At 68.4% G+C, this 24,861-nt stretch carries 22 protein-coding genes; 16 read left to right on the top strand and 6 right to left on the bottom strand.

Annotated features, from left to right (window positions below; genetic code table 11):
• Positions 1 to 22: 22 nt before the first annotated feature.
• Positions 23 to 2,920, bottom strand: coding sequence for an excinuclease ABC subunit UvrA (uvrA, locus tag J5T34_RS01495; protein WP_208577936.1), 2,898 nt, complete (start codon positions 2,918 to 2,920; stop codon positions 23 to 25).
• Between the two features lie 472 nt (positions 2,921 to 3,392).
• On the opposite strand from uvrA, the gene J5T34_RS01500 reads away from it, so the two are divergent.
• From J5T34_RS01500 to J5T34_RS01535, 8 genes are all read left to right on the top strand, one after another.
• Entirely contained in the window at positions 3,393 to 4,670 is a 1,278-nt protein-coding gene (locus J5T34_RS01500; protein ID WP_208577945.1) for an MFS transporter, read from the top strand.
• A 185-nt stretch (positions 4,671 to 4,855) separates the two neighbouring features.
• Positions 4,856 to 5,377, top strand: coding sequence for a single-stranded DNA-binding protein (locus J5T34_RS01505; protein ID WP_208577947.1), 522 nt, complete (start codon positions 4,856 to 4,858; stop codon positions 5,375 to 5,377).
• Positions 5,378 to 5,586: 209 nt separating this feature from the next.
• Positions 5,587 to 6,804, top strand: coding sequence for an acyl-CoA dehydrogenase family protein (locus tag J5T34_RS01510; protein ID WP_208577949.1), 1,218 nt, complete (start codon positions 5,587 to 5,589; stop codon positions 6,802 to 6,804).
• A gap of 36 nt (positions 6,805 to 6,840) precedes the next feature.
• Positions 6,841 to 8,181, top strand: a complete 1,341-nt coding sequence (locus J5T34_RS01515) for an LLM class flavin-dependent oxidoreductase (RefSeq protein ID WP_208577951.1) — start codon at positions 6,841 to 6,843, stop codon at positions 8,179 to 8,181.
• Positions 8,182 to 8,286: 105 nt separating this feature from the next.
• Positions 8,287 to 9,117, top strand: coding sequence for a MetQ/NlpA family ABC transporter substrate-binding protein (locus J5T34_RS01520; RefSeq protein WP_208577953.1), 831 nt, complete (start codon positions 8,287 to 8,289; stop codon positions 9,115 to 9,117).
• A gap of 19 nt (positions 9,118 to 9,136) precedes the next feature.
• Entirely contained in the window at positions 9,137 to 9,997 is an 861-nt protein-coding gene (locus J5T34_RS01525; RefSeq protein ID WP_208577962.1) for a methionine ABC transporter ATP-binding protein, read from the top strand.
• A complete protein-coding gene (locus J5T34_RS01530; RefSeq protein WP_208577964.1) occupies positions 9,990 to 10,634 on the top strand; it encodes a methionine ABC transporter permease in 645 nt (214 codons plus the stop codon). The genes J5T34_RS01525 and J5T34_RS01530 overlap by 8 nt, the downstream gene beginning before the upstream one ends.
• A gap of 227 nt (positions 10,635 to 10,861) precedes the next feature.
• Entirely contained in the window at positions 10,862 to 12,445 is a 1,584-nt protein-coding gene (locus J5T34_RS01535) for a TerC family protein (protein WP_208577966.1), read from the top strand.
• Positions 12,446 to 12,506: 61 nt separating this feature from the next.
• On the opposite strand, the gene J5T34_RS01540 is transcribed toward J5T34_RS01535, so the two are convergent.
• From J5T34_RS01540 to J5T34_RS01550, 3 genes are all read right to left on the bottom strand, one after another.
• The gene (locus tag J5T34_RS01540; RefSeq protein WP_208577968.1) at positions 12,507 to 12,881 is read right to left on the bottom strand and encodes a hypothetical protein; all 375 of its coding nucleotides are present in this window, start codon (positions 12,879 to 12,881) and stop codon (positions 12,507 to 12,509) included.
• Between the two features lie 20 nt (positions 12,882 to 12,901).
• The gene (locus J5T34_RS01545) at positions 12,902 to 13,186 is read right to left on the bottom strand and encodes a hypothetical protein (protein WP_149320131.1); all 285 of its coding nucleotides are present in this window, start codon (positions 13,184 to 13,186) and stop codon (positions 12,902 to 12,904) included.
• A 102-nt stretch (positions 13,187 to 13,288) separates the two neighbouring features.
• Positions 13,289 to 13,492, bottom strand: coding sequence for a cold-shock protein (locus J5T34_RS01550; RefSeq protein WP_208577970.1), 204 nt, complete (start codon positions 13,490 to 13,492; stop codon positions 13,289 to 13,291).
• Positions 13,493 to 13,796: 304 nt separating this feature from the next.
• Between J5T34_RS01550 and J5T34_RS01555 the strand changes: the two genes are divergently transcribed.
• From J5T34_RS01555 to J5T34_RS01590, 8 genes are all read left to right on the top strand, one after another.
• Positions 13,797 to 13,967 carry a hypothetical protein gene (locus J5T34_RS01555; RefSeq protein WP_208577972.1) on the top strand — a complete coding sequence of 57 codons (171 nt, stop codon included), beginning with the start codon at positions 13,797 to 13,799 and terminating at the stop codon, positions 13,965 to 13,967.
• Positions 13,964 to 14,053: a K(+)-transporting ATPase subunit F gene (gene kdpF / locus J5T34_RS01560; RefSeq protein WP_150084696.1), complete on the top strand. Its 90-nt coding sequence runs from the start codon at positions 13,964 to 13,966 to the stop codon at positions 14,051 to 14,053. The genes J5T34_RS01555 and kdpF overlap by 4 nt, the downstream gene beginning before the upstream one ends.
• Positions 14,053 to 15,861 carry a potassium-transporting ATPase subunit KdpA gene (gene kdpA, locus J5T34_RS01565; RefSeq protein WP_208577974.1) on the top strand — a complete coding sequence of 603 codons (1,809 nt, stop codon included), beginning with the start codon at positions 14,053 to 14,055 and terminating at the stop codon, positions 15,859 to 15,861. The genes kdpF and kdpA overlap by 1 nt, the downstream gene beginning before the upstream one ends.
• Positions 15,862 to 15,952: 91 nt before the next feature.
• Positions 15,953 to 18,163: a potassium-transporting ATPase subunit KdpB gene (kdpB, locus tag J5T34_RS01570; RefSeq protein ID WP_208577985.1), complete on the top strand. Its 2,211-nt coding sequence runs from the start codon at positions 15,953 to 15,955 to the stop codon at positions 18,161 to 18,163.
• Positions 18,164 to 18,243: 80 nt separating this feature from the next.
• Positions 18,244 to 18,867 (top strand): potassium-transporting ATPase subunit KdpC, encoded by a 624-nt coding sequence (gene kdpC, locus J5T34_RS01575; RefSeq protein WP_208577995.1) that lies wholly within the window; start codon positions 18,244 to 18,246, stop codon positions 18,865 to 18,867.
• 118 nt (positions 18,868 to 18,985) lie between these two features.
• Positions 18,986 to 21,841, top strand: a complete 2,856-nt coding sequence (locus J5T34_RS01580; RefSeq protein WP_208577997.1) for a sensor histidine kinase — start codon at positions 18,986 to 18,988, stop codon at positions 21,839 to 21,841.
• A gap of 39 nt (positions 21,842 to 21,880) precedes the next feature.
• The gene (gene kdpE / locus J5T34_RS01585; protein WP_208577999.1) at positions 21,881 to 22,576 is read left to right on the top strand and encodes a two-component system response regulator KdpE; all 696 of its coding nucleotides are present in this window, start codon (positions 21,881 to 21,883) and stop codon (positions 22,574 to 22,576) included.
• A 132-nt stretch (positions 22,577 to 22,708) separates the two neighbouring features.
• Positions 22,709 to 23,476, top strand: coding sequence for a TorF family putative porin (locus tag J5T34_RS01590; protein ID WP_208578001.1), 768 nt, complete (start codon positions 22,709 to 22,711; stop codon positions 23,474 to 23,476).
• Between the two features lie 28 nt (positions 23,477 to 23,504).
• Here J5T34_RS01590 and J5T34_RS01595 read toward each other — a convergent pair whose 3' ends face one another.
• Positions 23,505 to 24,326, bottom strand: a complete 822-nt coding sequence (locus J5T34_RS01595) for an anti-sigma factor family protein (RefSeq protein ID WP_208578003.1) — start codon at positions 24,324 to 24,326, stop codon at positions 23,505 to 23,507.
• A complete protein-coding gene (locus tag J5T34_RS01600; RefSeq protein WP_208578005.1) occupies positions 24,323 to 24,853 on the bottom strand; it encodes an RNA polymerase sigma factor in 531 nt (176 codons plus the stop codon). The genes J5T34_RS01595 and J5T34_RS01600 overlap by 4 nt, the downstream gene beginning before the upstream one ends.
• Positions 24,854 to 24,861 lie beyond the last annotated feature (8 nt).

Genomic DNA, 24,861 nt, shown 5'->3' on the forward strand with positions numbered 1-24,861 from the left:
GGGCGCAGGGCGCCCCCGCGCCTCAGCGGCGCTTGACCCGCCGCGCCGGCTCTTCCACCGGGCGTTTGAGCAGCGGCGCCAGATACTTGCCGGTGAAGCTCGCCTTGCTGGCCGCGATGTCCTCCGGCGTGCCGCGCGCGATGATCTGCCCGCCGCCTGCGCCGCCCTCGGGGCCGAGGTCCAGCACCCAGTCCGCGGTCTTGATCACATCGAGGTTGTGTTCGATGATCACCACGGTATTGCCCTGGTCGCGCAGCTTGTGGATGACCTTCAGCAGCAGCGCGATATCGTGGAAGTGCAGCCCGGTGGTCGGCTCGTCGAGGATGTACAGCGTGCGGCCGGTATCGCGCTTGGACAGCTCCAGCGACAGCTTGACCCGCTGCGCCTCGCCGCCCGACAGCGTGGTCGCCGCCTGGCCGAGCCGGATATAGCCCAGCCCCACATCGAGCAGCGTCTGCAGCTTGCGCCGCACCACCGGCACCGCGCTGAAGAACTCGTACGCCTGCTCGACCGTCAGCTCCAGCACCTCGGAGATGTTCTTGCCCTTGTACAGCACCTCCAGCGTCTCGCGGTTGTAGCGCTTGCCGTGGCAGACATCGCAGGGCACGTACACGTCCGGCAGGAAGTGCATCTCGACCTTGAGCACGCCGTCGCCCTGACAGGCCTCGCAGCGCCCGCCCTTGACGTTGAACGAGAAGCGGCCGGGATCGTAGCCGCGCTCCTTGGCCGACGGCACGCCGGCGAACAGTTCGCGGATCGGCGTGAACAGGCCCGTATAGGTGGCCGGATTCGAGCGCGGCGTGCGGCCGATCGGGCTCTGGTCGACGTTGATGACCTTGTCGAAGTGCTCCAGCCCGTCGATGCGGTCGTGCGGCGCTGGCTCGGGCGTCGAGCCGTACAGATGGCGCGCCACCGCGGGATACAGCGTGTCGTTGATCAGCGTCGACTTGCCGGAGCCCGACACGCCGGTCACGCAGGTCAGCAGGCCGACCGGAATCTCGGCATTGACGTGCTTCAGGTTGTTGCCGCTGGCGTTCAGGATGCGCAGCATCCGTTCCGGGTCCGGCGTGGCGCGCGTGTCCGGCACCGCGATGCTCAGCTCGCCCGACAGGTACTGCCCCGTCAGCGAGGCCGGCGACGCCTCGATCTGCGGCGGCGTGCCCTCGGCAACGATCTGGCCGCCATGCACGCCCGCCCCGGGGCCGATATCGACCACATAGTCGCTGGCGCGGATCATGTCCTCGTCGTGCTCGACCACCAGCACCGAGTTGCCGATATCGCGCAGATGCTTGAGCGTGCCGATCAGCCGGTCGTTGTCGCGCTGGTGCAGGCCGATCGACGGCTCGTCGAGCACGTACATCACGCCGGTCAGCCCCGAGCCGATCTGCGAGGCCAGCCGGATGCGCTGCGCCTCGCCGCCCGACAGCGTGTCCGCGCTGCGCTCCAGCGACAGGTAGTCCAGCCCGACGTTGTTCAGGAAGTTCAGCCGCGCCGAGATCTCGCGCACGATCTTGTCCGCGATCTCGCGCTTGGCGCCCTGCAACTGCAGCGTCAGGAACCAGGTCAGCGCGTCGCGCAGCGGCCAGCCGCTGATCTCGAAGATCGCGCGCGCCTGTTCGCCATCGCCGACCTTGACGTGGCGCGCCTCGGTGCGCAGCCGCGTGCCATGGCAGGCCGGGCAGGGCTGGTTGTTCTGGTACTTGGCCAGCTCCTCGCGCACCGCGACGGAGTCGGTTTCGCGATAGCGGCGCTCCAGATTGGGGATGATCCCCTCGAACACATGCGAGCGCGTGGTGGTGCGGCCGCGTTCGTTCATGTAGGTGAACGGGATCTCGGTCTCGCCCGAGCCGTGCAGCACCACCTGCTGCACCTCGGCCGGCAGGTCCTCGAAGGCGCTGTCCAGGTCGAAGTCGTAGAACGCCGCGAGGCTCTGCAGCATCTGGAAATAGAACTGGTTGCGGCGGTCCCAGCCCTTGATCGCGCCCGAAGCCAGCGACAGGTTCGGAAAGGCCACCACGCGCTTCGGATCGAAGAAGGTGATCTGGCCCAGGCCGTCGCAGCTCGGGCAGGCGCCCATCGGGTTGTTGAACGAGAACAGCCGCGGCTCGAGCTCGGGCAGCGAGTACGAGCAGATCGGGCAGGCGAACTTCGAACTGAACAGATGCTCGGCGCCGCTGTCCAGCTCGAGCGCGATCGCGCGGCCGTCGGCCAGGCGCAGCGCCGTCTCGAACGATTCCGCCAGCCGCTGCTTGATGTCCGCCCGCACCTTGACGCGGTCCACCACCACTTCGATGCTGTGCTTCTCGGTCTTTTTCAGCTTGGGCAGCGCGTCGACCTCGTAGACCTTGGCCTGCGCCTCGTGCGCGGCGCCGCCGCCCGAACGGATGCGAAAGCGCACGAAGCCCTGCGCCTGCATCGTCTCGAACAGGTCGGTGTGCTCGCCCTTGCGGTCGGCCACCACCGGCGCCAGGATCATCAGCTTGGTGTCCTCCGGCAGCGCCAGCACCGCGTCGACCATCTGCGACACGCTCTGGGCCTGCAGCGGCAGGTCGTGGTTGGGGCAGTAGGGCGTACCGGCGCGCGCGTACAGCAGGCGCAGGTAGTCGTGGATCTCGGTGACCGTGCCGACCGTGGAGCGCGGGTTGTGGCTGGTGGCCTTCTGCTCGATCGAGATCGCCGGCGACAGGCCTTCGATCAGGTCGACGTCGGGCTTCTCCATCAGCTGCAGGAACTGGCGCGCATAGGCGGACAGCGACTCGACATAGCGGCGCTGACCCTCGGCATAGAGCGTGTCGAAGGCGAGCGAGGACTTGCCCGATCCCGACAGGCCGGTGATCACGATCAGCTTGTTGCGCGGCAGATCGAGATTGATGTTCTTCAAATTGTGGGTACGGGCCCCACGGATTCTGATTTCTTCCATATACCGTTTGTCTTCGCCAGGCGGGGCCGCCAGTCGGGGTCGACAGGCCGGTCTCACGGAGCGCCCGGGCCAGGGCCGGCCGCGGGCGTACGCTCAAAGCAGGAAGCAGGCCGGGGCCTTGGCGGGCGACACGGGTGGGGCGGAGAGGGCGTCCGGCGGCCGCTTTGCCGCCGTTTCCGTTGCCACTTGCCGTCGCTTGCCGCCACGTCCGTGCCGCTGGTCGTTGGACTCGCCAGCCTGGCCATTTCCTGCCGATCCGGCGTCGGGCGCCGGGAGCAAACCTGCTAATATACCGAACTTCGGTTTCCGGGGTTGCCCTGCCTCTGCCCTTGCTGGCGAGGGGGCGCGGCTCCGGCGCCCGGCACGGTGGCCACGGTGGCGGTTTGGATGGCGCCCCGGCATGGCCGCGCACCGCGGCGCGGGGCCCGGCGCACGGCCGGCCACCCGTCTCACCCGAGTCCCCACGAGCGCAATGCCGTCGACCCAGTCTTCTTCCCCAGCCGCGGCCGATGGTGCCGAACGAGCAGCCGGCGCAGTCTCCGCACGGATGACCCGTCTCGAACTGCGCGCCAGCGTGTCGCTGGCCAGCATTTTCGCGCTGCGCATGCTGGGCCTGTTCCTGATCCTGCCCGTCTTCGCCGAATACGCCCGTACGCTGCCCGATGGCCATGACGCCCAGCGCATCGGCCTGGCGATGGGCATCTACGGCCTGATGCAGGCCTTTCTCCATATTCCGCTCGGCTGGCTGTCCGACCGCGTCGGCCGCAAGCCGGTAATGATCGGCGGCCTGCTGCTGTTCGTCGCCGGCGGGCTGGTGGCGGCGTTCTCCGACACGCTGACCGGCATCATTGCCGGCCGCGCCTTGCAGGGCACCGGCGCGATCTCGGCGGCGATCACCGCCTGCATCGCCGATCTGACCAGCGAGCGCCATCGCACCAAGGCGATGGCGATGGTCGGCGGCAGCATCGGGCTGACCTTCGCACTGTCGCTGGTGATTGCCTCGCCGCTGCTGCGCACCATCGGCATGCCGGGCATCTTCACGCTGATGTCGGTGCTGGGGCTGCTGGCGATCGCCGTCACGCTGTTCCTGGTGCCGACCCCGCCGCCGCCCCACCCGGACCAGCTGCCGCTGCACAAGGTGTTGCCGAAGGTATTGCTGAACCCGGATCTGGCGCGCATGAACGTCGGCGTGCTGGCGCTGCATGCGTCGCAGGTCGCCATGTTCATGGTCGTGCCGGGCATGCTGGCCGATGCCGGCATGCCGGTCGATTCGCACTGGAAGGTCTATCTGCCGGTCGTGCTGGTGTCGTTTCTGCTGATGCTGGCGCCGATGATGGCGGCCGAGCGCTATGGCCGGATTCGCCCGGTGCTGCTGGGTGCGGTCGCGCTGATGACGGCGGTCCAGCTGCTGTTCGCCGCGGTGCACGGGCTGTGGCCGCTGGTCGGGGTCCTGCTGCTGTTTTTCGTGGCGTTCAACGTGCTGGAGGCGATGCAGCCCTCGCTGGTGTCGCGCTATGCGGCCTCGTCGCGCGGCGCCGCGCTTGGCGTCTACAACACCACGCAGGCGATCGGGCTGTTTCTCGGCGGCGCGGTGGGCGGCTGGCTGCTGCAGCATGCCGGCCGCAGCGCGGTGTTCCATGGCTGCGCGGCCGTGCTGGTGCTCTGGCTTATAATCGCCTGGGGCATGAAGCCGCCGCCCGCCAGGGTCCGCCACGGCGGCCCGGACAGCGAGCCGCAGCCGGCGCACTGACGCGGCGGCCTGCGAAGCACGAGGTATCCAGGGCGGTCCACGGCGGCGGCCGCATCACGCGGAAACGCTTTGCGGCGCCGGCCCGCACTACCATCGGCGCGCCGGGCGCAAATCAGTCAATAGAGTCAAATCAGTCAGCACATTGCCGCGCTGCCCACCGGGGCGCGGTTATCGGAGAACACCTCATGGCATCCGTCAACAAAGTCATCCTCGTCGGCAATCTCGGCGCGGACCCCGAAACGCGCTATATGCCCAGTGGCGACGCCGTGACCAATATCCGGCTGGCCACCACCGACCGCTACAAGGACAAGCAGAGCGGCGACATGAAAGAGCTGACCGAATGGCACCGCGTGGCCTTCTTCGGCAAGCTCGCCGAGATCGCCGGTCAGTACCTGCGCAAGGGCTCGCAGGTCTATATCGAAGGCCGTATCCGCACCCGCAAGTGGCAGGACCAGTCGGGTCAGGACAAGTACAGCACCGAGATCGTCGCCGAGCAGATGCAGATGCTGGGCTCGCGCCAGGGCGGTGGCGGCGGCGAGGAAGGCGGCGGCTACGCCCGCGAATCGTCGGGCGGCGGTTATGGCGGTGGCGGCGGCGGTGGCCGTGCACAGGGTGGTGGCGGTGGCGGCCAGAGCGGCGGCGCCCGCCGGCCGCAGCAGTCGCCGTCCAACGGCTTCGAGGACATGGACGACGATATTCCGTTCTGAGTCCGGCCTGACCGCTTCACCCGCAGTCGATCGAGCCCGCTTCATGCGGGCTCTTTTCATTTGGGCAACCGGTGTTGCCCGCGGGTTTGCCCATCTGCGCCTATCCAAAGAACACCCCCGCAGATATCGATATCCCCTTTCCTTCGTTCCGCTTGAGAAGCGCCGTCCCTATCCTCTTGGCTTGTTGATCCAGCCGAGAGGACCCGCCAATGAATGCCCCGTTGGACTTCGATGCGCGCCACGCCCTGCGGGCCGCGCTGGAGTCGCTGCCTGAACTGGCACAGAAGATCGGTACCGATGCCGCCGAGCGCGAAGCGCGGCGCCTGCTGCCCTATGAGGGCTTTGCGCTGTTCCGGCAGTCGGGGCTGGGCCTGCTGCGGATTCCGATCGAGCAGGGCGGGCTGGGCGGCTCGCTGGTCGATCTGTTCGAGGTGATCGCGACCATCGCAGCGCACGAGTCCAATGTCGCGCATGCCTTGCGGATCCATTTCGACCAGACCGAGTCGCTGCGGCTGTCGCCGCGCTCGGCGTTCAACGATCTGCAGGTGCAGCGCATTATCGGCGGCGCGATCTTCGGTGGGGCATCGACCGAGGTGGGCACCGCGCGGCCCGGTGAAATCACCACGGCGCTGCGCCGCGACGGCGACCATTACCGGCTGTCGGGCCGCAAGTACTACTCGACCGGCACCGCCTTCGCCGACTATGCGCGGATCAACGTCAAGGATGCCGACGGCGGCGATGCGTCGATCATCATCCCGACGGACCGTCCCGGCTTCAGCGTGGTCGACGATTGGGACGGCATGGGGCAGCGCATGACTGCCAGCGGCAGCCTGGTGTTTGAGGACGTGCAGGTGTTTGCCGACGAGGTGACCCGGCGCGGCAACAGCACGCTGGTGGGCCGCCATTGCGGGGCGCTGCGCCAGCTGCATCTGGTGGCCGTGGCGGCCGGCATCGTGCGCAACGCGTGGGCCGATGCGCGACGCTATGTGCAGGAGCACGGCCGTCCGGTGCTGCACAGTCCGGCGCCGTCGGCGCGCGAGGACCATTTCATCCAGCAGGTGATCGGCGATCTGGCGGCGCACAGCCATGCGATCGACGCGCTCGTTCGCGAGAACGCGCGTGTTCTCGACCGTTCCGCCGATGCGCTGCAGGGCGGCAACGACGATGCCGAGGCGCTGGTGCTGCAGGGCGCGCTGGCGACCGCGCAGACGCAGCTGGTGGTCAGCAAGCTGGCGCCGCACGTCGGCGAGCGGATGTTCGAGGCCGGCGGGGCGTCGTTCACCGCCAGGCGCTACAACTTCGACCGCCACTGGCGCAATCTGCGCACGATCTTCAGCCACAACCCGCTGCTGCACAAGGCGCGCGTCGTCGGCGCCTACCACCTGAACGGCGAGACCACCCACCTGACCGAAGGCCGGGTGTTCTGAACCATGTTCTGAGCCATGAGCAACGGGAAACCAGCGATGACATCCACCACACCGCCGCGTCAGCTGCACCTGAACATCAACGCGCTGCACTCGGGTTTCGTGCCCTCGGCATGGCGGCTGCCCGACAGCGATCCGCGCGCCTTCGTCGACGTGCAGCATTACGTCCGCGTGGCGCGCATCGCCGAGGCGGCGAAGTTCGACGCGATCTTCCTCGCCGACAACGCCGCGATCGCCGACCAGATCCATTTCCGGCCCATTACCGCGCTGGAGCCGACGTTGCTGCTGGCCTGCGTCGCCGCGGCGACGACGCATATCGGGCTGGTGGCCACCGTATCGACCAGCTACAACGAGCCCTACAACGTCGCGCGGCGTTTTGCGACGCTGGACCATGTCAGCGGCGGCCGCGCCGGATGGAATGTGGTGACCACCGCCGATGCGGGCTCCGCGCGCAATTTCGGCCGGGCCGCGCCGCCCGATCACGGCCAGCGCTACGCGCGCGCCGACGAGTTCACGGCGCTGGTCAAGGCGCTGTGGGACAGCTGGGAAGACGACGCCTTCATCGGCGACAAGACGCGCGGGCGCTTCGTCGATACCGCGAAGCTGCAGCCGGTTGCCCACCATGGCGCGTTCTTCGACGTGCACGGTCCGCTGAACCTGCCGCGGCCGCCGCAGGGCCATCCGGTGCTGTTCCAGGCCGGCGGCTCGGACGATGGCCGCGAGCTGGCGGCGCGTCATGCCGAGGCCGTGTTCTCGGCGGCGCAGTCGTTCGAGGAGGCACTGGCCTACAAGCGCGCGATCAATGCGCGGGCCGAAGCGCTGGGGCGCGGTGCGGATGCGGTCAAGGTGCTGCCCGGCCTGACCACCATCATCGGCGCCACCGAGGCCCAAGCACGGCAGCGGCGCGATGCGCTGGTCGACCTGATTCCCTGGGACTACAGCCTGAACCGTCTTGCCGGCACGCTGGGCATCGACGTCGAGCGACTCGAACTGGATGCGCCCTTGCCGGACGATCTGGCCTTGCCGGCCAACGGTAACCACACGTTCTTCCGCGCGACCCTGGGGGCGGCGAGACGGCAGAACCTGACGGTGCGCGCGCTGATCCGCGAGCTGGCGGGCGGCGGCGGGCATCGCGTGATCGTCGGCACGCCAGAACAGATCGCCGAGGACATCGAACACTGGTTCCGCCACGGCGCCGCCGACGGCTTCAACCTGATGCCGGACGCGCTGCCCGATGGCCTGCAGGACTTCGTGGACGGCGTGGTGCCGATCCTGCAGCGGCGCGGCATCTTCCGTACCGAGTACGCAGGGTCGACGCTGCGCGACCATCTGCAGCTGACCCGTCCGATCGGCAGGGCACCGGCGCGCGCCGCGGCCTGAGCGCTGCCAGATCGGCCCCTTGCATCGGCTTGCGCGGATGTCCTTGCGCGACTTCGCGCAGGCCGCCCATTCCTTACCGTGCTCCTCACTCCTGCTCGCCACACCATGACACGACGCTCGCTCCTCACCGCCCTCGCTTCCCTCGTCATCGCGCTGACCGCGCTTGCCCCGCTGGCACCGCGCGCTGCGCACGCGCAGTCCGGCGATCGCCCGCTCAAGGTCGGCGTGCGCGGCGGCGTCGACGAGGAGATCTGGGAGGTGGTCACGCGCGTGGCCGCGAAGCAGGGCCTGAAGGTGCAGACCATCGTCATCACCGGGACCGCCAGCCCCAACGAGGCGCTGAACAACGGCGATCTCGACGCCAATGCCTTCCAGCACATCCCCTTCCTGCGCGACCAGATCCGGCAGCGCGGGTACAAGATCGTCGACGTCGGCAATACGCTGATCTCGCCGATCGCGTTCTACTCGCGCAAGGTCAAGTCGCTCGAGGCCCTGCCGACCGGGGCGCGCATCGGCATCCCCAACGATCCGAGCAACCAGACCCGCGCGCTGGTGATCCTGCGCGACCACGGGCTGATCCAGCTCAAGCCCGGCTTCGATCCCTATACCGGCACGGCGTCGCTGACGGACATCACTGCCAATCCGCGAAAGCTCGAGTTCGTCGAGAGCGCCTCGGTGGTGTTGCCGCGCGCGCTGCCCGACGTCGACGCGGCGGCGATCGTCAATACCTTCGCGTACCAGGCCGGCCTGATCGCCACGCGCGACGGCATCGCCGTCGAGAAGAAGGAGCGCAATCCCTATGTGAACGTGATCGCGGTGCGCGAGAAGGATCGCCATGCGCCGTGGGTGCCGCGGCTGGTGAAGGCCTACCAGTCCGACGAGGTGCGCCAGTTCATCCAGACGCGGTACCAGGGCTCCGTGATCCCTGCCTTCTGACGATCCGAGGGGAGCTGTCATGCATGCCAATCTGCCATTGCGACGAGCCGAACCCCATATCGTGTTCGACTCGATCGGCAAGACCTACACCGGTTCGGTTGCGCCGGCGCTGGACGATATCTCGTTCGCGATCGGCCGCGGCGAGCGCTTCGGCATCATCGGCCGCAGCGGCGCCGGCAAGTCGACGCTGTTGCGCACCATCAATATGCTGGAGCTCCCCGACGCCGGCCGCCTCAGCATCGACGGCCGCGATATCGGCCAGCTCGACGAGAACGGCCTGGTGGCGCTGCGCCGCCGGATCGGCATGATCTTCCAGCATTTCAATCTGCTGTCGGCCAAGACCGTGTTCGACAACGTCGCGCTGCCGCTGCGCGTGGCCGGTGTGCCGCGCCATGACATCGCCGTACGGGTGATGGAACTGCTGGACCTGGTCGGTCTGTCGGACAAGGCCCGCGCCTACCCGGCGATGCTGTCCGGCGGGCAGAAGCAGCGCGTCGGCATCGCCCGCGCGCTGGTGCACCGGCCCGAAATCCTGCTGTGCGACGAGGCCACCTCGGCGCTGGACCCGGAGTCCACCGAGCAGATCCTGGCGCTGCTGCGCGATATCAACGAACGCTTCGCACTGACCGTGGTGCTGATCACGCATGACATGGCGGTGATTCGCGAGGCGTGCGAGCGCGTGCTGGTGCTCGACCGGGGCCGCATCGTCGAACAGGGGCCGGTCTGGCAGGTCTTTGCCGAACCGCGCGCCGAGGCGACCGTCGCACTGTTGCGCCCGCTGCGGCAGCGCATGCCGACACCGGATGCCGCCGCACGCGCAGCATGGAACCCGATACCGCGAACCACAGAGGAGACCGCATACGATGCCGCCCATGGCTGACAAATACCTGAAGGCGCTTGGCGAGACGCTGCTGATGACCACCAGCGCCTGCGCGGTGGTGTTCGTCGCCGGCATGGCGCTGGCGATCGTGCTGACCGTCACCGCGCCCGCCGGCCTGGCGCCCCGGCCGCGGCTGCATCGCGTGCTGTCGGTGCTGGTCAACATGTTTCGCTCGATCCCGTTCATCATCCTGCTGGTGGCGATGCTGCCGGTCACCCGCATGATCGTCGGCACCACGATGGGCACCTGGGCCGCGGTGGTGCCGCTCAGCGCCCACCTGATTCCGTTCTTCGCGCGCATCTCGCAGGTCGCGCTCAACGAGATCGACCGCGGGCTGGTCGAGGCGGCCAGGGCGATGGGATGCCGCCGCTGGCATATCGTCCGCCATGTACTGCTGCCCGAGGCGATGCCGGCGATCATCGGCGGTGCCACGGTGACCGTGATCGCGATGATCGGCTCCTCCGCGATGGCTGGGGCGGTCGGCGCCGGCGGCCTTGGCGATCTGGCTATCCGCTATGGCTACGAGCGCTACGAAACCGCCGTGATGTTCCATGTGATCGCGATCCTGATCGCCCTGGTCACGTTGGTGCAGTTCGCCGGCGAACGGCTGGCGCGGCGGTTCGATCATCGGCGATAGCGGGAAAGCCCCCGCAGGCTCGCATCGTCGGGCCCAAGCCGGCCACAACTTGTTACACCGTCATGACGCCGCGTTGAGCCGGCCGGCATCGCGCGCGCCGCAATCCTTGTCATCCTGACGCCTATTGACGCGGGAACCCGCCCCGGCCCTACACTGTGGCGTATCCGGTTCCCGCGGCCCTCCTGTTGGCCGTGCCGTGCCCTATTTCCCAACACGACGACGCTCACATGGAATGGCTGACTGACCCCACGATATGGATTGGCCTGGCGACGCTGATCGTGCTCGAGATCGTGCTCGGCATCGACAACCTGGTGTTCATCGCGATCCTGGCCGACAAGCTGCCGCCGGACCAGCGTGACAGGGCACGCATCATCGGCCTGTCGCTGGCGCTGTTCATGCGGCTGGGGCTGCTGTCGGTGATGTCGTGGCTGGTCACGCTGACGCGGCCGTTGTTCGCGCTCGGGCCGCTGGAGTTTTCCGGGCGGGACCTGATCCTGCTGGGCGGGGGCATCTTCCTGCTGGTCAAGGCCACGCTGGAGCTGCACGAGCGGATCGAAGGCAAGTCGCACCATGAGACCGAGAAGCCGGCCTATGCGGGCTTCTGGCTGGTGGTAACGCAGATCGTCATTCTGGACGCGGTGTTTTCGCTGGACTCGGTGATCACCGCGGTCGGCATGGTCGACCATCTGAGCGTGATGATGGTGGCGGTGGTGGTCGCCATCGCGGTGATGCTGTTCGCCTCCAAGCCGCTGACGCGCTTCGTCAATGCCCACCCTACCGTGGTGGTGCTGTGCCTCAGTTTCCTGCTGATGATCGGTCTGAGCCTGGTCGCCGATGGCCTGGGCTTCCATATTCCGAAGGGCTATCTGTACGCGGCCATCGGGTTCTCGGTGGCCATCGAGGCGCTGAACCAGCTGGCGCGCCGCAACTTGCTGCGCTACGAGGCGCGCCGGCCGATGCGGCAGCGCACTGCCGATGCGGTGCTGCGTTTGCTTGGGGCGCGGCGGGCGGCCGAGGGCGAGGCCGGCGAGCCGGTCAGGCCCGACACCGCCGCGCCGGCCACCTTCGCACCGGAGGAGCGCACCATGGTCAGCGGCGTGCTGTCGCTGGCCGAGCGCTCGGTCCGCTCGATCATGACGCCGCGCTCGGAGCTGTCGTGGATCGACATCGAGCAGGACGCCGACACGCTGCGCCGGCAGATCCTGGCGACGCCGCACAGCTTCTTTCCCGTCTGCCGCGGGCAGCTGGACGATATCCTGGGCGTGGCGCGCGGCAAGGACCTGATCGGCACGCTGGCCGAGCAGGGCCGCATCGATGAAGCGAGCCTGCGCCCGCCGATCGTGGTGCCCGAATCGATCCGCATTCTGCCGCTGATGGAAACGCTGCGCGCCTCGCGCGGCCAGTTGGTGCTGGTGACGGACGAATATGGCGCGGTGCTGGGCGTGGTCACGCCGGTCGATGTGCTGGAGGCGATCGCGGGCGAATTCCCCGACGAGGACGAACATCCGACCATCGCGGAGGCAGGGGAGGGACGCTGGCTGATCGACGGCAGCGCCGATCTGCATGCGGTCGCCCATGTGCTGGAGCTGGGCGAACCGTGGACGCAATCGCAGGGGCGCTATGCCTCGCTGGGCGGGCTGCTGCTGGACCGCTTCGGCATCGTGCCGCCGGCGGGCAGTGCGATCGATCTGGACGGCTATCGCTTCACGGTGGTCGAGGCTACCGAGCGGCGCATCGATCGTATCGAAGTGGTGCGCCTGGGCGCCGAATCGGTGCAGGCGGCCCTCGATGCCGAGCAGCGGGAGCGCTGATCGAGATCGACGGGTCAGCCTGTACGCCGACCCTTATACGCCGACATTCAAGCGCCAACCCTCAGACGCCGAACGATTGCAGCCGCGAGCGGGCCGGTCGGCTGGCGTCGCGCGATCGTACCGGGCGCAGTTCCCCTTGCCACGGTGCGGCCAGCACATCGAGAAGATGGTCGCCGACGACGGTCTTGTCGTGCAGCGCGTCGCGTAGTGCCTGGCCGATGGCCATCCGGCACAGCGCTTCGCCGTCGCGCGTCAGCGCGCGCAGGTCCGCCGCCGCATCGGCGCGGATCGCGAACGAGCGTCGGCCCACGCCGACGAAGCTGGTAAAGCGGACGCAATCGCAATCGCCGGAACCGGCGAAATTGACGCTGACATGGTAGGCGAGGCTCGATCCGGCCCATGGCAACGTACAGAGGTAACTGACGGCTTCGCTCATGGCGGGCTCGCTTTGGCGTTTCAGGCCGTAGGCAGCGTTTCGGTCGGGACCAGGCCGTCGATGATGGCGCGGCCGTAGTCGACGGCGGCGCGTCGGGCGGTGCCGACGTTCTCGCACGAGCCGCTGGTCAGGCGGTACAGGCGGGATTGCTCGTTGCCGGGGGGCTGGCCTTCGATGCAGATCATCACCGAAACATCGAAAGCAAGCTCAGGCTTGGTGCGCGGCCATGTCTGCACCGGGGTGCGCCGGTAGACCAGGGGATAGAGCTCGTAGCCCTTGTAGCTGGCGGTCGGAAGGGAGTCCATGCATCGCTCCTGTTGAACAACGTGGACGCCGGCTTGCTGCAATCAGCAAAAAAGCCACCGGCAATAAAAAACCCCGCAGGCGCGGGGTTTTCTTGGCAAACGTCAGATCGGCTGGATCTTCGTGGCGGCCGGGCCCTTCTGGCCGACGCCGCGCACGTACTGCACCTTCTGTCCTTCCTGCAGCGACTTGAAACCGCTGCCCTGGATTTCCGAGAAATGTGCGAACAGATCGTCGCCGCCGGCGTCCGGCGTAATGAAGCCGAAGCCCTTGGAATCGTTAAACCACTTTACGGTACCAGTATCCATGTGTATCTCCTGGATTGTTCCCATCGGACGAATGTCCCGAGGGGCATGACGATCAAGAAGAAACATGGAGAAGAAGTGGCGGAGCCGGGGGCGGCCAACTCGGTAATCGACGTGCTTGCTTGAAGATCCTGCGGTTCCCGTTATACAGGTCATGCGCCGGGCTGTCAAAACAATGCGGCAAATCCATTGACGGATACCGGCTGCCGCATCTTTATACCTTCTTTACGCCACCCCTTCCCCTTTCTACCCCGTTTTTAGCCGGCCGTCCCTAATCTGCAGGCCAGTATCACTCTCGGTATTTGCCATGGACGGGATATTCCTGATCGTACTGGCCGGCTTCGCCGGTCTCTGTGCCGCGCTGCTGCGGCTATGCGCCGTGCTGGCGCCGCGCGCTGCAGCCCATACGGGGCCTCACGGTCCGGCGAACGGCACGCTGCCTCCGGACAGCGCGACCCCGGGCAGGGGGCAACGATGAACTGGACCGATCTGCTGGCCGCGGCAATGGCTGCAGCCGTCTTCGTCTATCTGCTGATCGCGCTGCTGCGCCCGGAGAAATTCTGATGACCACGCAGTTCATGGGCCTGCTGGCCCTGTTTCTTGCCATCCTGATGGCGATCGCGCCGATGGTGGGGCGCTATCTGCGCCGTGCGGTCGAGGACGGCCGCTACGCGTTGACCGCATGGGGCCGGCCCGTCGAGCGTCTGCTCTATCGCGTCGGGGGCGTACGTGCCGATGCGGAGATGGGCTGGAAGCGGTATGCCATCGCGGTGCTGGCGTTCAACGTGCTGGGCGTGGTGGTGGTCTACGGCCTGCAGCGTCTGCAGGGCATGCTGCCGCTCAACCCCCAGGGGTTCGGCGCGGTATCGCCAGATTCCGCGTTCAACACGGCGATCAGCTTTGTCACGAACACCAACTGGCAGGGTTATGCCGGCGAGTCGACGATGGCCTATCTGACGCAGATGCTGGGGCTGACCGTGCAGAACTTCGTGTCCGCCGCCACCGGCATCGCGGTCGTATTCGCGCTGATCCGCGGCTTTGCCCGCCAGAGCGCGGCGACCATCGGCAATTTCTGGGTCGACATCACACGCATCACGCTTTATGTGCTGGTGCCGATCGCCACCGTGATTGCGGTCGCGCTGGTCAGCCAGGGCGTGATCCAGAATTTCGATGCCTACAAGACGGTGTCGATGGTGTCGGCGGTCGAGTACACCGCACCGAAGACCGATGCCGCGGGGCAGCCGGTGCTGGACGCCGCGGGCAAGCCGGTCGCCGAGCCGGTCCGCACGGACCAGCAGACGCTGGCGATGGGCCCGGTCGCTTCGCAGGAAGCGATCAAGATGCTCGGCACCAACGGCGGCGGCTTCTTCAACGCCAACTCCGCGCATCCGTTCGAGAACCCGACCGCGCTCGCCAATCTGATCGAGATGCTGGCGATCTTCCTGATTCCGGCTGCGCTGTGTTTCACCTTCGGCGAGATGGTCGGCGACCGCCGCCAGGGCATTGCCGTGCTCGCGTCGATGACGGTGATCTTCGTCGCGATGGCCTGCGTGGCGGCGCTGTCCGAGCATCAGGCCAACCCCGCGCTGGCCGGCTTGCCGGTGGACAGCCTGGCGTCGGCCTGGCAGGACGGCGGCAATATGGAAGGCAAGGAAACGCGCTTCGGCCTGGCGGCATCGGCGCTGTTTGCCACGATTACCACGGCCGCCTCCTGCGGCGCGGTCAATGCGATGCACGACTCGTTCACCGCCATCGGCGGGCTGGTGCCGATGCTGCTGATGCAGCTTGGCGAAGTCGTGTTCGGCGGCGTCGGCTCGGGACTGTACGGCATGCTGGTGTATGCGGTGCTGGCCGTGTTCATCGCGGGCCTGATGATCGGCCGCACGCCCGAGTATCTCGGCAAGAAGATCGAGGCCTACGAGATCAAGATGGCGGCGGTCGTGATCCTGGTCACGCCGTTGCTGGTGTTGCTGGGCACCGCGGTGGCGGTGATGGTCGATGCCGGCCGCGCCGGCGTGCTGAACCCCGGCACGCACGGCTTCTCGGAGATCCTGTACGCGCTGTCCTCGGCCGCGAACAACAACGGCAGCGCGTTCGCCGGGCTGTCCGCGAACACGCCGTTCTACAACACGCTGCTCGCGGTGGCGATGTGGTTCGGCCGCTTCTGGATCATCATCCCCGTCCTGGCGATGGCCGGCACCCTGGCGGCGAAGAAGCGCGTGCCCGCGGGCACCGGCACCATGCCCACGCACGGGCCGCTGTTCGTCGTGCTGCTGGTCGGCACGGTGCTGCTGGTCGGTGCCCTGACCTATGTGCCGTCGCTCGCCCTCGGGCCGGTTGCCGAGCAGCTGCAGGGCGCCGCCGTTCGATGAGCCATCCGTTCCCGTCATGACAATGGACGCCGCGCCGATGCTGGCCGCGCAGGCGTCCCCCCATTTTCTCTAGCGCACTGCGGAGATCCTCATGCAACAAGAATCGACGGCCAATGTGGCCAAGATTGGCAGTCCCGCGGCCGGCGCGCCGCAGGCCGAACGCCATCCGACCCTTCCCGAGCGCGCCCCGGCACGCGGCATGCTCGCGCCGCAACTGCTGAAGCCGGCGCTGATCGCGGCCTTGCTGAAGCTGTCGCCGCGCCAGCAGCTGCGCAACCCGGTGATGTTCGTCGTCTACGCCGGCAGCATCCTGACCACGGTGCTGTTCCTGCGCGCCGCCTTTGCGCCGGCGTCCTCCGGCGGCGAAAGCGCCGGCTTCATCCTTGCCGTGTCGGTCTGGCTCTGGTTCACGGTGCTGTTCGCCAACTTTGCCGAGGCGCTGGCCGAAGGGCGCAGCAAGCAGCAGGCGGCGGCGCTGCGCGGCCTGCGCACGACGGTGACCGCCCGTGTGCTGAAGGACGGCCGGCGCGGCGGCGCAACCGAGCCGCGCGCGGCCACAGCGCTGCGCCGCGGCGATGTGGTGCTGGTCGAGGCCGGCGACATGATTCCCGGCGATGGCGAGGTGATCGATGGGGTCGCGTCGGTCGACGAAAGTGCGATCACCGGCGAATCGGCGCCGGTGATCCGCGAATCGGGCGGCGACTTCTCGTCGGTGACCGGCGGCACGCGCGTGCTGTCCGACTGGATCGTGGTGCGCATCACCGCGAATCCGGGGGAAAGCTTCATCGACCGGATGATCACGATGGTCGAAGGCGCGAAGCGCCAGAAGACGCCGAACGAGCTGGCGCTGACCATCCTGCTGGTGGGCCTGACCATCGTGCTGCTGCTCGCCACCGCCACGCTGCAGCCGTTCTCCGTCTACAGCGCGCTGGTGGCCAGGGCCGGCGTGCCCGTGACCGTCACGGTGCTGGTGGCGCTGCTGGTCTGCCTGATCCCGACCACGATCGGCGGCCTGCTGTCCGCGATCGGCGTGGCCGGCATGAGCCGGATGATGGCGGCGAACGTGATTGCCACCTCGGGTCGCGCGGTCGAAGCGGCGGGCGACGTCGACGTGCTGCTGCTCGACAAGACCGGCACCATCACGCATGGCAACCGCCAGGCGTCGCGTTTCATCGCCGCACCGGGCGTGGCCCCGGCCCGGCTGGCGGAGGCAGCGTGGCTGTCGTCGCTGGCCGACGACACGCCGGAAGGGCGCAGTATCGTGGCACTGGCCCGCCAGCAGGCGGAGTTGCGCACGTCGGACGTGGCGCAGCGCAATGCCAGCTTCGTGCCCTTCACCGCGCAGACGCGCATGAGCGGCGTGGACCTGCACGAGAACGGCGTGCCGCGCCACGTCCGCAAGGGCGCCGCCGATGCGGTGCGCCGCTACGTGGCCGAGCGCGCCGGCACGTTTCCCGATGCGGTGGCGCAGGCGGTGGAGGAGGTCGCGCGTGCCGGCAGCACGCCGCTGGTGGTGGCGGACGCGCACGGTAGCGAGCAAGGCGGCGAGCAAGGTGACGAAGTCCGCGTGCTGGGCGTGATCGAACTGAAGGACGTCGTCAAGACCGGCATCCGCGAGCGTTTCGGCGAGCTGCGCAGGATGGGGATCAAGACCGTGATGATCACCGGCGACAACCGCCTGACCGCGGCGTCGATCGCTGCCGAGGCGGGCGTCGACGACTACCTGGCCGAGGCCACGCCCGAGGCCAAGCTCAAGCTGATCCGCCAGTACCAGGCCGAAGGGCGGCTGGTGGCGATGACCGGCGACGGCACCAACGACGCGCCCGCGCTGGCCCAGGCCGACGTGGCGGTGGCGATGAACACCGGCACGCAGGCGGCCAAGGAGGCCGGCAACATGGTCGATCTCGACAGCAATCCGACCAAGCTGATCGAGATCGTCGAGATCGGCAAGCAGATGCTGATGACGCGCGGTTCGCTGACCACCTTCAGCGTGGCAAACGACATCGCCAAGTACTTCGCCATCATTCCGGCCGCCTTTGCCTCGACCTATCCGCAGCTGGCGCTGCTGAACGTGATGGGGCTGGCCACGCCGGCGTCGGCGATCCTGTCCGCCGTGATCTTCAACGCGCTGATCATCGTCGTGCTGATTCCGCTCGCGCTGAAGGGCGTCGCCTACCGGCCGCTGGGCGCCGCGGCGCTGCTGCGCCGGAACCTGCTGGTCTACGGACTCGGCGGCATCCTGGTGCCGTTCGTCGGCATCAAGGGGATCGACATGCTGCTGACGCTGCTGGGCTGGGTCTGACCTGCGGCCACATCGGCGGAAACATCGGCGGCCACATCGCCGGACATATCGGCAGACATCAAGAGGAACACGGAACCATCATGAATCCCAACGCATCGCTGCAAGCGGCACCCGTCCCGGCATCGCAACCGGGCCTGCTGCGCCCGTTGCTGACCGTCTTCGTCGCACTATCGGTGCTGACGGGGCTGCTGTACCCGGCCGTCGTCACCGGCCTCGCCCAGGGCTTGTTTCCCCATCAGGCGGCCGGCTCGCCGATCGTCAAGGACGGCAGGACCATCGGTTCCGCGCTGATCGGGCAGCCGTTCTCCGAGCCGCGCTATTTCTGGGGCCGCCTGTCCGCCACGGCGCCGATGCCCTACAACGCGGCGGCCTCGGGCGGCTCCAACCTCGGCCCGAGCAATCCGGCGCTGGCCGAAGCGGCGCGCGCGCGCATCGATGCGCTGCGCGCGGCCGATCCGGGCAACACGGCGCCGGTGCCGGTCGATCTGGTCACCGCATCGGGCAGCGGCCTCGATCCGCATATCAGCCCGGCCGCGGCCGAGTATCAGGCGGCGCGGGTCGCGCGCGAGCGCGGGCTGCCGCTGGAGCGGGTGCGCCAGCTGATCGCCGCGCACACCGAGCGGCCCGCGCTCGCGCTGCTGGGCGACGCCGGCGTCAACGTGCTGCGGCTGAACCTGGCGCTCGATGCGCTGAGTGCCAGGTAGTGCCGCGCGGGCCGTGGCAGAATGGCCTTCCGCTGGCCCCGCCGGTTTGCCGAGCCTTTGACCGCCCAGCGTTTGCCGCCTTTTTGCCTGCCTTGTGCCCAGCGCGATTGATTTGCCGATGACCGAAACCGAATTGCGCGATGCCGGTGCCCGCGCCGATCCCGATGCGCTGCTGCAGATGGTGCAGCAGGAGGGCGAGCGGGCGGCGCGCGGCAGGCTGCGCGTCTATTTCGGTGCGTCGGCCGGTGTCGGCAAGACGTTCGCGATGCTGACCGCGGCGAAGGCGGCCATGGCCCAGGGCGCCGATGTGGTCATCGGCGTCGTCGAGACGCATGGCCGCGCCGAGACCGAGGCGCTGCTGGCCGGCCTGGAGCGGCTGCCGATGCGCGAGGTGCTCTACCGCGGCCGCGCGCTGCAGGAATTCGATCTCGACGGCGCGCTGGCGCGCCATCCCGGGCTGATCCTGGTCGACGAGCTGGCGCATTCGAATGCGCCGGGCAGCCGGCACCCCAAGCGCTGGCAGGACATCCAGGAGTTGCGTGCCGCCGGCATCGACGTCTGGACCACGGTCAACGTCCAGCACCTGGACAGCCTGAACGAAGCGGTCGGCGGCATCACCGGAATCCGCGTCTGGGAAACCGTGCCGGACGCCGTGTTCGACGGCGCCGACGAGGTCGTGCTGGTGGACCTGCCGGCCGACGAATTGCTGCGCCGGCTGAAGGAGGGCAGGGTCTACCTGCCCGAGCAGGCGCGCCATGCCGCGCGTCATTTTTTCCGCAAGGGCAACCTGATCGCGCTGCGCGAGCTCGCGCTGCGCCGCACCGCCGAGCGCGTCGATCACGACGTGCGCGCGTGGCGCGAGGCCGAACCGCTGCAGCCGGTATGGCGCACGCGCGAGGCGGTGCTTGCCTGCATCGGCAGCGGCGACGATGCCGCGCAGGTCGTCAAGAGCGCGCGCCGGCTCGCAGGGCAGCTCGATTGCGACTGGCATGTGGTGACGGTCGCCACGCCGCGGCTGGCGCCGCCATCGGAGCGGGCGCGGGCCCGGCTCGAGGAGGCGATGCGGATGGCCGAGCAGCTGGGCGCGCGCACCGAGACGCTCGCCGGCGCCGACATGGTACAGGCGGTGGCCGGCTATGTACGGCGCCACAATCTGACCAAGGTGGTGATCGGGCGCGCGCCGGGCGAGTGGCGCCGTGGCGGCGCCTCGCTGGCCGCGCGCGCGCGTTCGCTGCTGGGCCTGGGCCTGTCGCCGCTGATCGGCGCGCCGGCGGCATGGTTCGGCCGGCGCAGCTTCGCCGACGCGCTGGCCATCGGCTGTCCCGAGATCGACATCATCCGCGTGGCCGCCGATACCACGCGCGCCGACCTGCGGCCGCGCCACGACGCCGCCGACCGGCAGGGCGAAGCCGGCACCGATGGCGCCGGGCGGCGCGACTATCTGTGGGCAATGGTTTGGTGTGCCGGCGCCTCGGCGCTGTCTGCGCTGGCCACGCCGTGGTTCGACGTGGTCAATATCGCGATGCTGTTTCTTGCCGCGGTGATGGGCGTCGCGCTGCGGCATGGCCGTGGCCCGGCCGCATTGGCGTCGGTGCTGTCGGTGGCCGCGTTCGACTTCTTCTTCGTGCCGCCGCGCCTGTCGTTCGCCGTCAGCGATGTGCAGTACCTGCTGACCTTCGTGGTGCTGCTGTCGGTCGGTCTGGTGATCGGGCAGCTGACCGCCGGCCTGCGCGAGCAGGCGCAGGTCGCGGTGCAGCGCGAGACCGATGCGCGCACGCTGTACGAGCTCGCCCGCGAGTTGTCGTCGGCGCTGACGCTGGACCAGATCGTGCCGATCGGCAGCCGTTTTTTGCGCGCGGCCTTCGACGCCAACTCGGCGTTCTTTCTGACGTCGCCCGAAGGCAAGCTGCTGCCGCCGGTGACCGACCCCGAACAGCAGGACGCGGCCGCGCGCACCGATTCGATCGACCGCGTGCTCGCGCAATGGGTGTTCGATCATGGTCAGCCCGCCGGCACGGGAACGCACACGCTGCCGGGCAGCACCGTGCTCTATCTGCCGCTGAAGGCGCCGATGCGCACGCGCGGCGTGCTGGCGGTGGAGCCGGCCGCGTGGCGCGCATTTGCGCAGCCGGCGCTGCGGCGTCAGGTGGACGCCTTCTGCACGCTGATCGCGATCGCCATCGAGCGGCTGCACTATGTCGAGGTCGCGCAGCAGGCGCTGCTGTCGATGGAATCGGAGCGGCTGCGCAGTTCGCTGCTGGCCGCCGTCTCGCACGACCTGCGCACGCCGCTGACGAGCCTGATCGGCATGGCCGAGACGCTGCGGCGCGGCGAGCCGCCGCTGGCGCCGCCGGTCGCCGACACCGTCGGCGCGATGCTCGAGCAGGCGCAGCGGATGCGAACCATGGTGGTCAATCTGCTCGACATGGCGCGGCTGCAAAGCCACGACGTGCGGATGAACCGCGCGTGGCAGTCGGTCGAGGAGCTGGTCGGATCGAGTCTGGCCGCGATGCGCGAGGCGCTGTCGCGGCACCGTATCGTGGTGGCCGACCTGTCGAGCGTGCCGCTGGTCGAATGCGACGCCGTGCTGATCGAGCGCGTGCTGTGCAATCTGCTGGAGAATGCGGCCAAGTACACGCCCGCAGGGACCGCGATCGGCGTGTCCGCCGAAGCCATCGAGGACGAGATCCGTATCGTCGTCGAGGACGAGGGGCCGGGCGTGCCGGCCGGCAAGGAGCGGCAGATCTTCGAGAAGTTCACGCGCGGACAGCGCGAGTCGGCCACGGCCGGCGTCGGACTCGGGCTTGCCGTCTGCGAGGCCATCGTGCGCGCCCACGGCGGCCGGATCTGGGTCGAGCCGGCGCGCTCGCCGCAGCGGCAGCACGTGCACGGAACCGGAGCCCGCTTCGTGGTCGCCTTGCCGCGCGGCAATCCGCCGGCCGTGGAGGCCGAGCCCGAGGCGCCGCGCCCCTGAACTGGCGCACCCGATCGATCGGAAGGAAAATCAGCCGTCATGCCATTCGAATTCTCTCCCACGGTGCTGCTGGTCGAAGACGAACCGCATATCCGCCGCTTCGTACGCGCGACGCTCGAAGCCGAGGGCTGCACCGTGCATGAGGCCGAGACGCTGAAGCGCGGGCTGATCGATGCCGGCACGCGCCAACCCGATCTGGTGATCCTCGATCTCGGCCTGCCCGACGGCGATGGCGTCCAGCTGATCCGAGAGATGCGCACCTGGACCGAGGTGCCGATTCTCGTGCTGTCCGCGCGCAGCGACGAAGCGGACAAGATCGTCGCGCTCGACGGCGGCGCCGACGACTACCTGACCAAGCCGTTCGGCGTCGGAGAGCTGGTCGCACGCGTACGCGTGCTGCTGCGCCGGCACGCCAAGGCCAATCCGCAGGGCAGCCACCGGATCGCGTTCGGCGACGTGCAGGTGGACCTCGCCAATCGCGTGATCACGCGCGCCGGGCAGCCGGTGCATCTGACGCCGATCGAGTATCGGCTGCTGTCGGTGCTGATCGCCCACCGCGGCAAGGTGATGACCCATCGCGAACTGCTGCGCGAGGTGTGGGGGCCGTCGCAGTCGGAGAGCAGCCAGTATCTGCGCGTCTATATGGGCCATCTGCGCCACAAGCTCGAGCGCGATCCCGCGCAGCCCGTGCATCTGCTGACCGAGACCGGGATCGGCTATCGCTTCGCGGCATGAGCGGCCGCATGCCGCGCGCCTTTATGCCCTTCGCATACGGCGCCGCCGGGTCTTGATACCGTTTTTAGACGCCGAGTTCTATCGTGGCGAGGTCCCCATCGGGACCCCTTCATTGACTTCGTCACGAACCTCATGACCCTATCGCGCCTTGCCGCGGCCATCCTGATGGCCGCCTCCATGCCTGCCATCGCCCTGGTTTCCGCCTTGCCGGCGGCCGCGCAGACCGCTGAACACACCTTGACCGGCAATCTGTCGCTGGCCACCGACTACCGCTATCGCGGCATCACGCAGACCGACCGCCGCCCGGCGATCCAGGGCGGCTTCGATTACAGCCACGCCAGCGGCTTCTATTTCGGCAACTGGAATTCGAGCATCAGCTGGCTGAGCGACAGCAACGACGCGGTGTCGGCGCCGATCGAGATGGACTTCTATGCGGGCTTGAAGAACACCTTCGGCGCCGACGGCAGATGGAGCTACGACCTCGGCGTGTTGCAGTACTACTACCCGGGCGATTACCCGGCCAACTTCACCCGGCCGTACACCACCGAGATCTACGCGGGCGTCGGCTACGGCCCCGTGTCCTTCAAGTACTCGTACGCGCCGACCAATCTGTTCGGCTTCGCCGACAGCAAGCACAGCTGGTATGCGGACCTGTCGGCCAATGTGCCGCTCGATGTCTGGGGCCTGACGCTGAACGCGCACGTCGGCTACCAGAAGGTGCAGGTGGCCAATGCCTCGTATGTCGACTGGAAGATCGGCCTGACCAGGGATCTGGGCAACGGCTTCGCGCTGGCCGTGGCCTATATCGACACCAACGCGGACAGGACCGTCTACACCAATGCCGGCGGCCGCTACATGGGCCGCGGCACGGCCTGGGCGTCGCTGACGAAGACGTTCTGAGGGGCGCCGCCCTCGCGGGCGGCGGGCCCTATTGCGGGGCGACCTGCGCGTGCACGTCGTGCGCCAGCTCCAGCAGCCGCTTTCGGTCGATGCCGCCCGATACCGCGTAGCCGAACTTGCCGTCGATCCAGTAGAAGACATTGACGGGCCCGTCCTGATACAGCCGGAACGCCGTCACGTCGGCGGCGAGGTCGCGATGCGAAATACACAGCGTGATGCGCTCGCCGTTGGCGTCGTGGTACATGAACTGCGCGACCGGGCCGTGGTTGCTCGGCAGCAGCCGTCCGCCCATCAGCGAGAAGCCGGTACGGGTCAGGATCGGCGGGCGGACATCGGCGCCCAGCCGGTTCGATACCCACTTGACCAGTTCCTGCTCGCGATCGGCGCCGACCTCGACCGGTCGACGCACCTCGGGGGCGTAGATCACGTGCGCGATCGCCGATTGGCGCGCGAACGACTCGCCGGTATCGAGGCCGGACGGCGCGCGCCGGGCCATGTCGCCGCCGAAGGTCGGCAGCGCAGGGCGCCAGTTGTCCGCGCTGGCGCCGATGCCGATGCCCACCACCAGCGCCGCGGCCATGCCGCTCAGCCGTTTCCACTCCAGCCGCCGCAGCCACGCGCCGCGCCGGCCCGGGTCGCCGCGCAGCCGCGACGGCAGCGGTTCGTTCAGCACGCGGTCGTAGCGGGCGTGCAGCATGTGGTTCAGCGCGTAGTACTGGCTGATCCGCTGGGCAAGCTGGGGGTCGTGCTCGAGCCGCTGCTCGATTTCGGCGCGCCGCGCGTCGGGCAGCATGCCGTCGACATAGGCGTGGATCTCTTCCTCGCTGATCGCGAATGCGTCGTTGCTCATCGCACCACCCTGAGTCGGGCTTCGGGTTTGACACCGGCCATCAGGCTGCGCAGGCGCTCGCGTCCACGCGACAGCCGCGACATCACGGTGCCGACCGGAATGCCGAGCGCCAGTGCCACCTCGGCGTAGCTCATCGATTCGAGTCCGACCAGCAGCACCACCTCGCGCTGTTCGGCCGGCAGCCGCTGCAGCGCGTAATCGAGGTCGCGCACTTCCAGCGAGCCGGCGGGATTGGCGGCGCTTTGCCAGTCGGTGCCGGACAGGCCGTCGGACAGCGTGTCGTCGTCCATCGGCACATGCGTGGCGCGCATGCCGGCGCCGCGCATCTGGTTGACGAAGGCGTTATGCATGATCGTGAATAGCCAGGCCCGCAGATCGGTGCCGTCGTGGTATTGCCGCGCATGGCGCAGCGCGCGCTCCAGCGTGTCCTGCACCAGGTCGTCGGCCAGCTCGCGGTTGTGGACCAGCGCGCGCGCATAGCGGCGCAGCCGCGGCACGTGGTCGATCAGTTCTTCACGAACCCCCATCGCTGTTC

The organism is Cupriavidus gilardii, from assembly GCF_017598945.1.
Classification (GTDB): domain Bacteria; phylum Pseudomonadota; class Gammaproteobacteria; order Burkholderiales; family Burkholderiaceae; genus Cupriavidus; species Cupriavidus gilardii_E.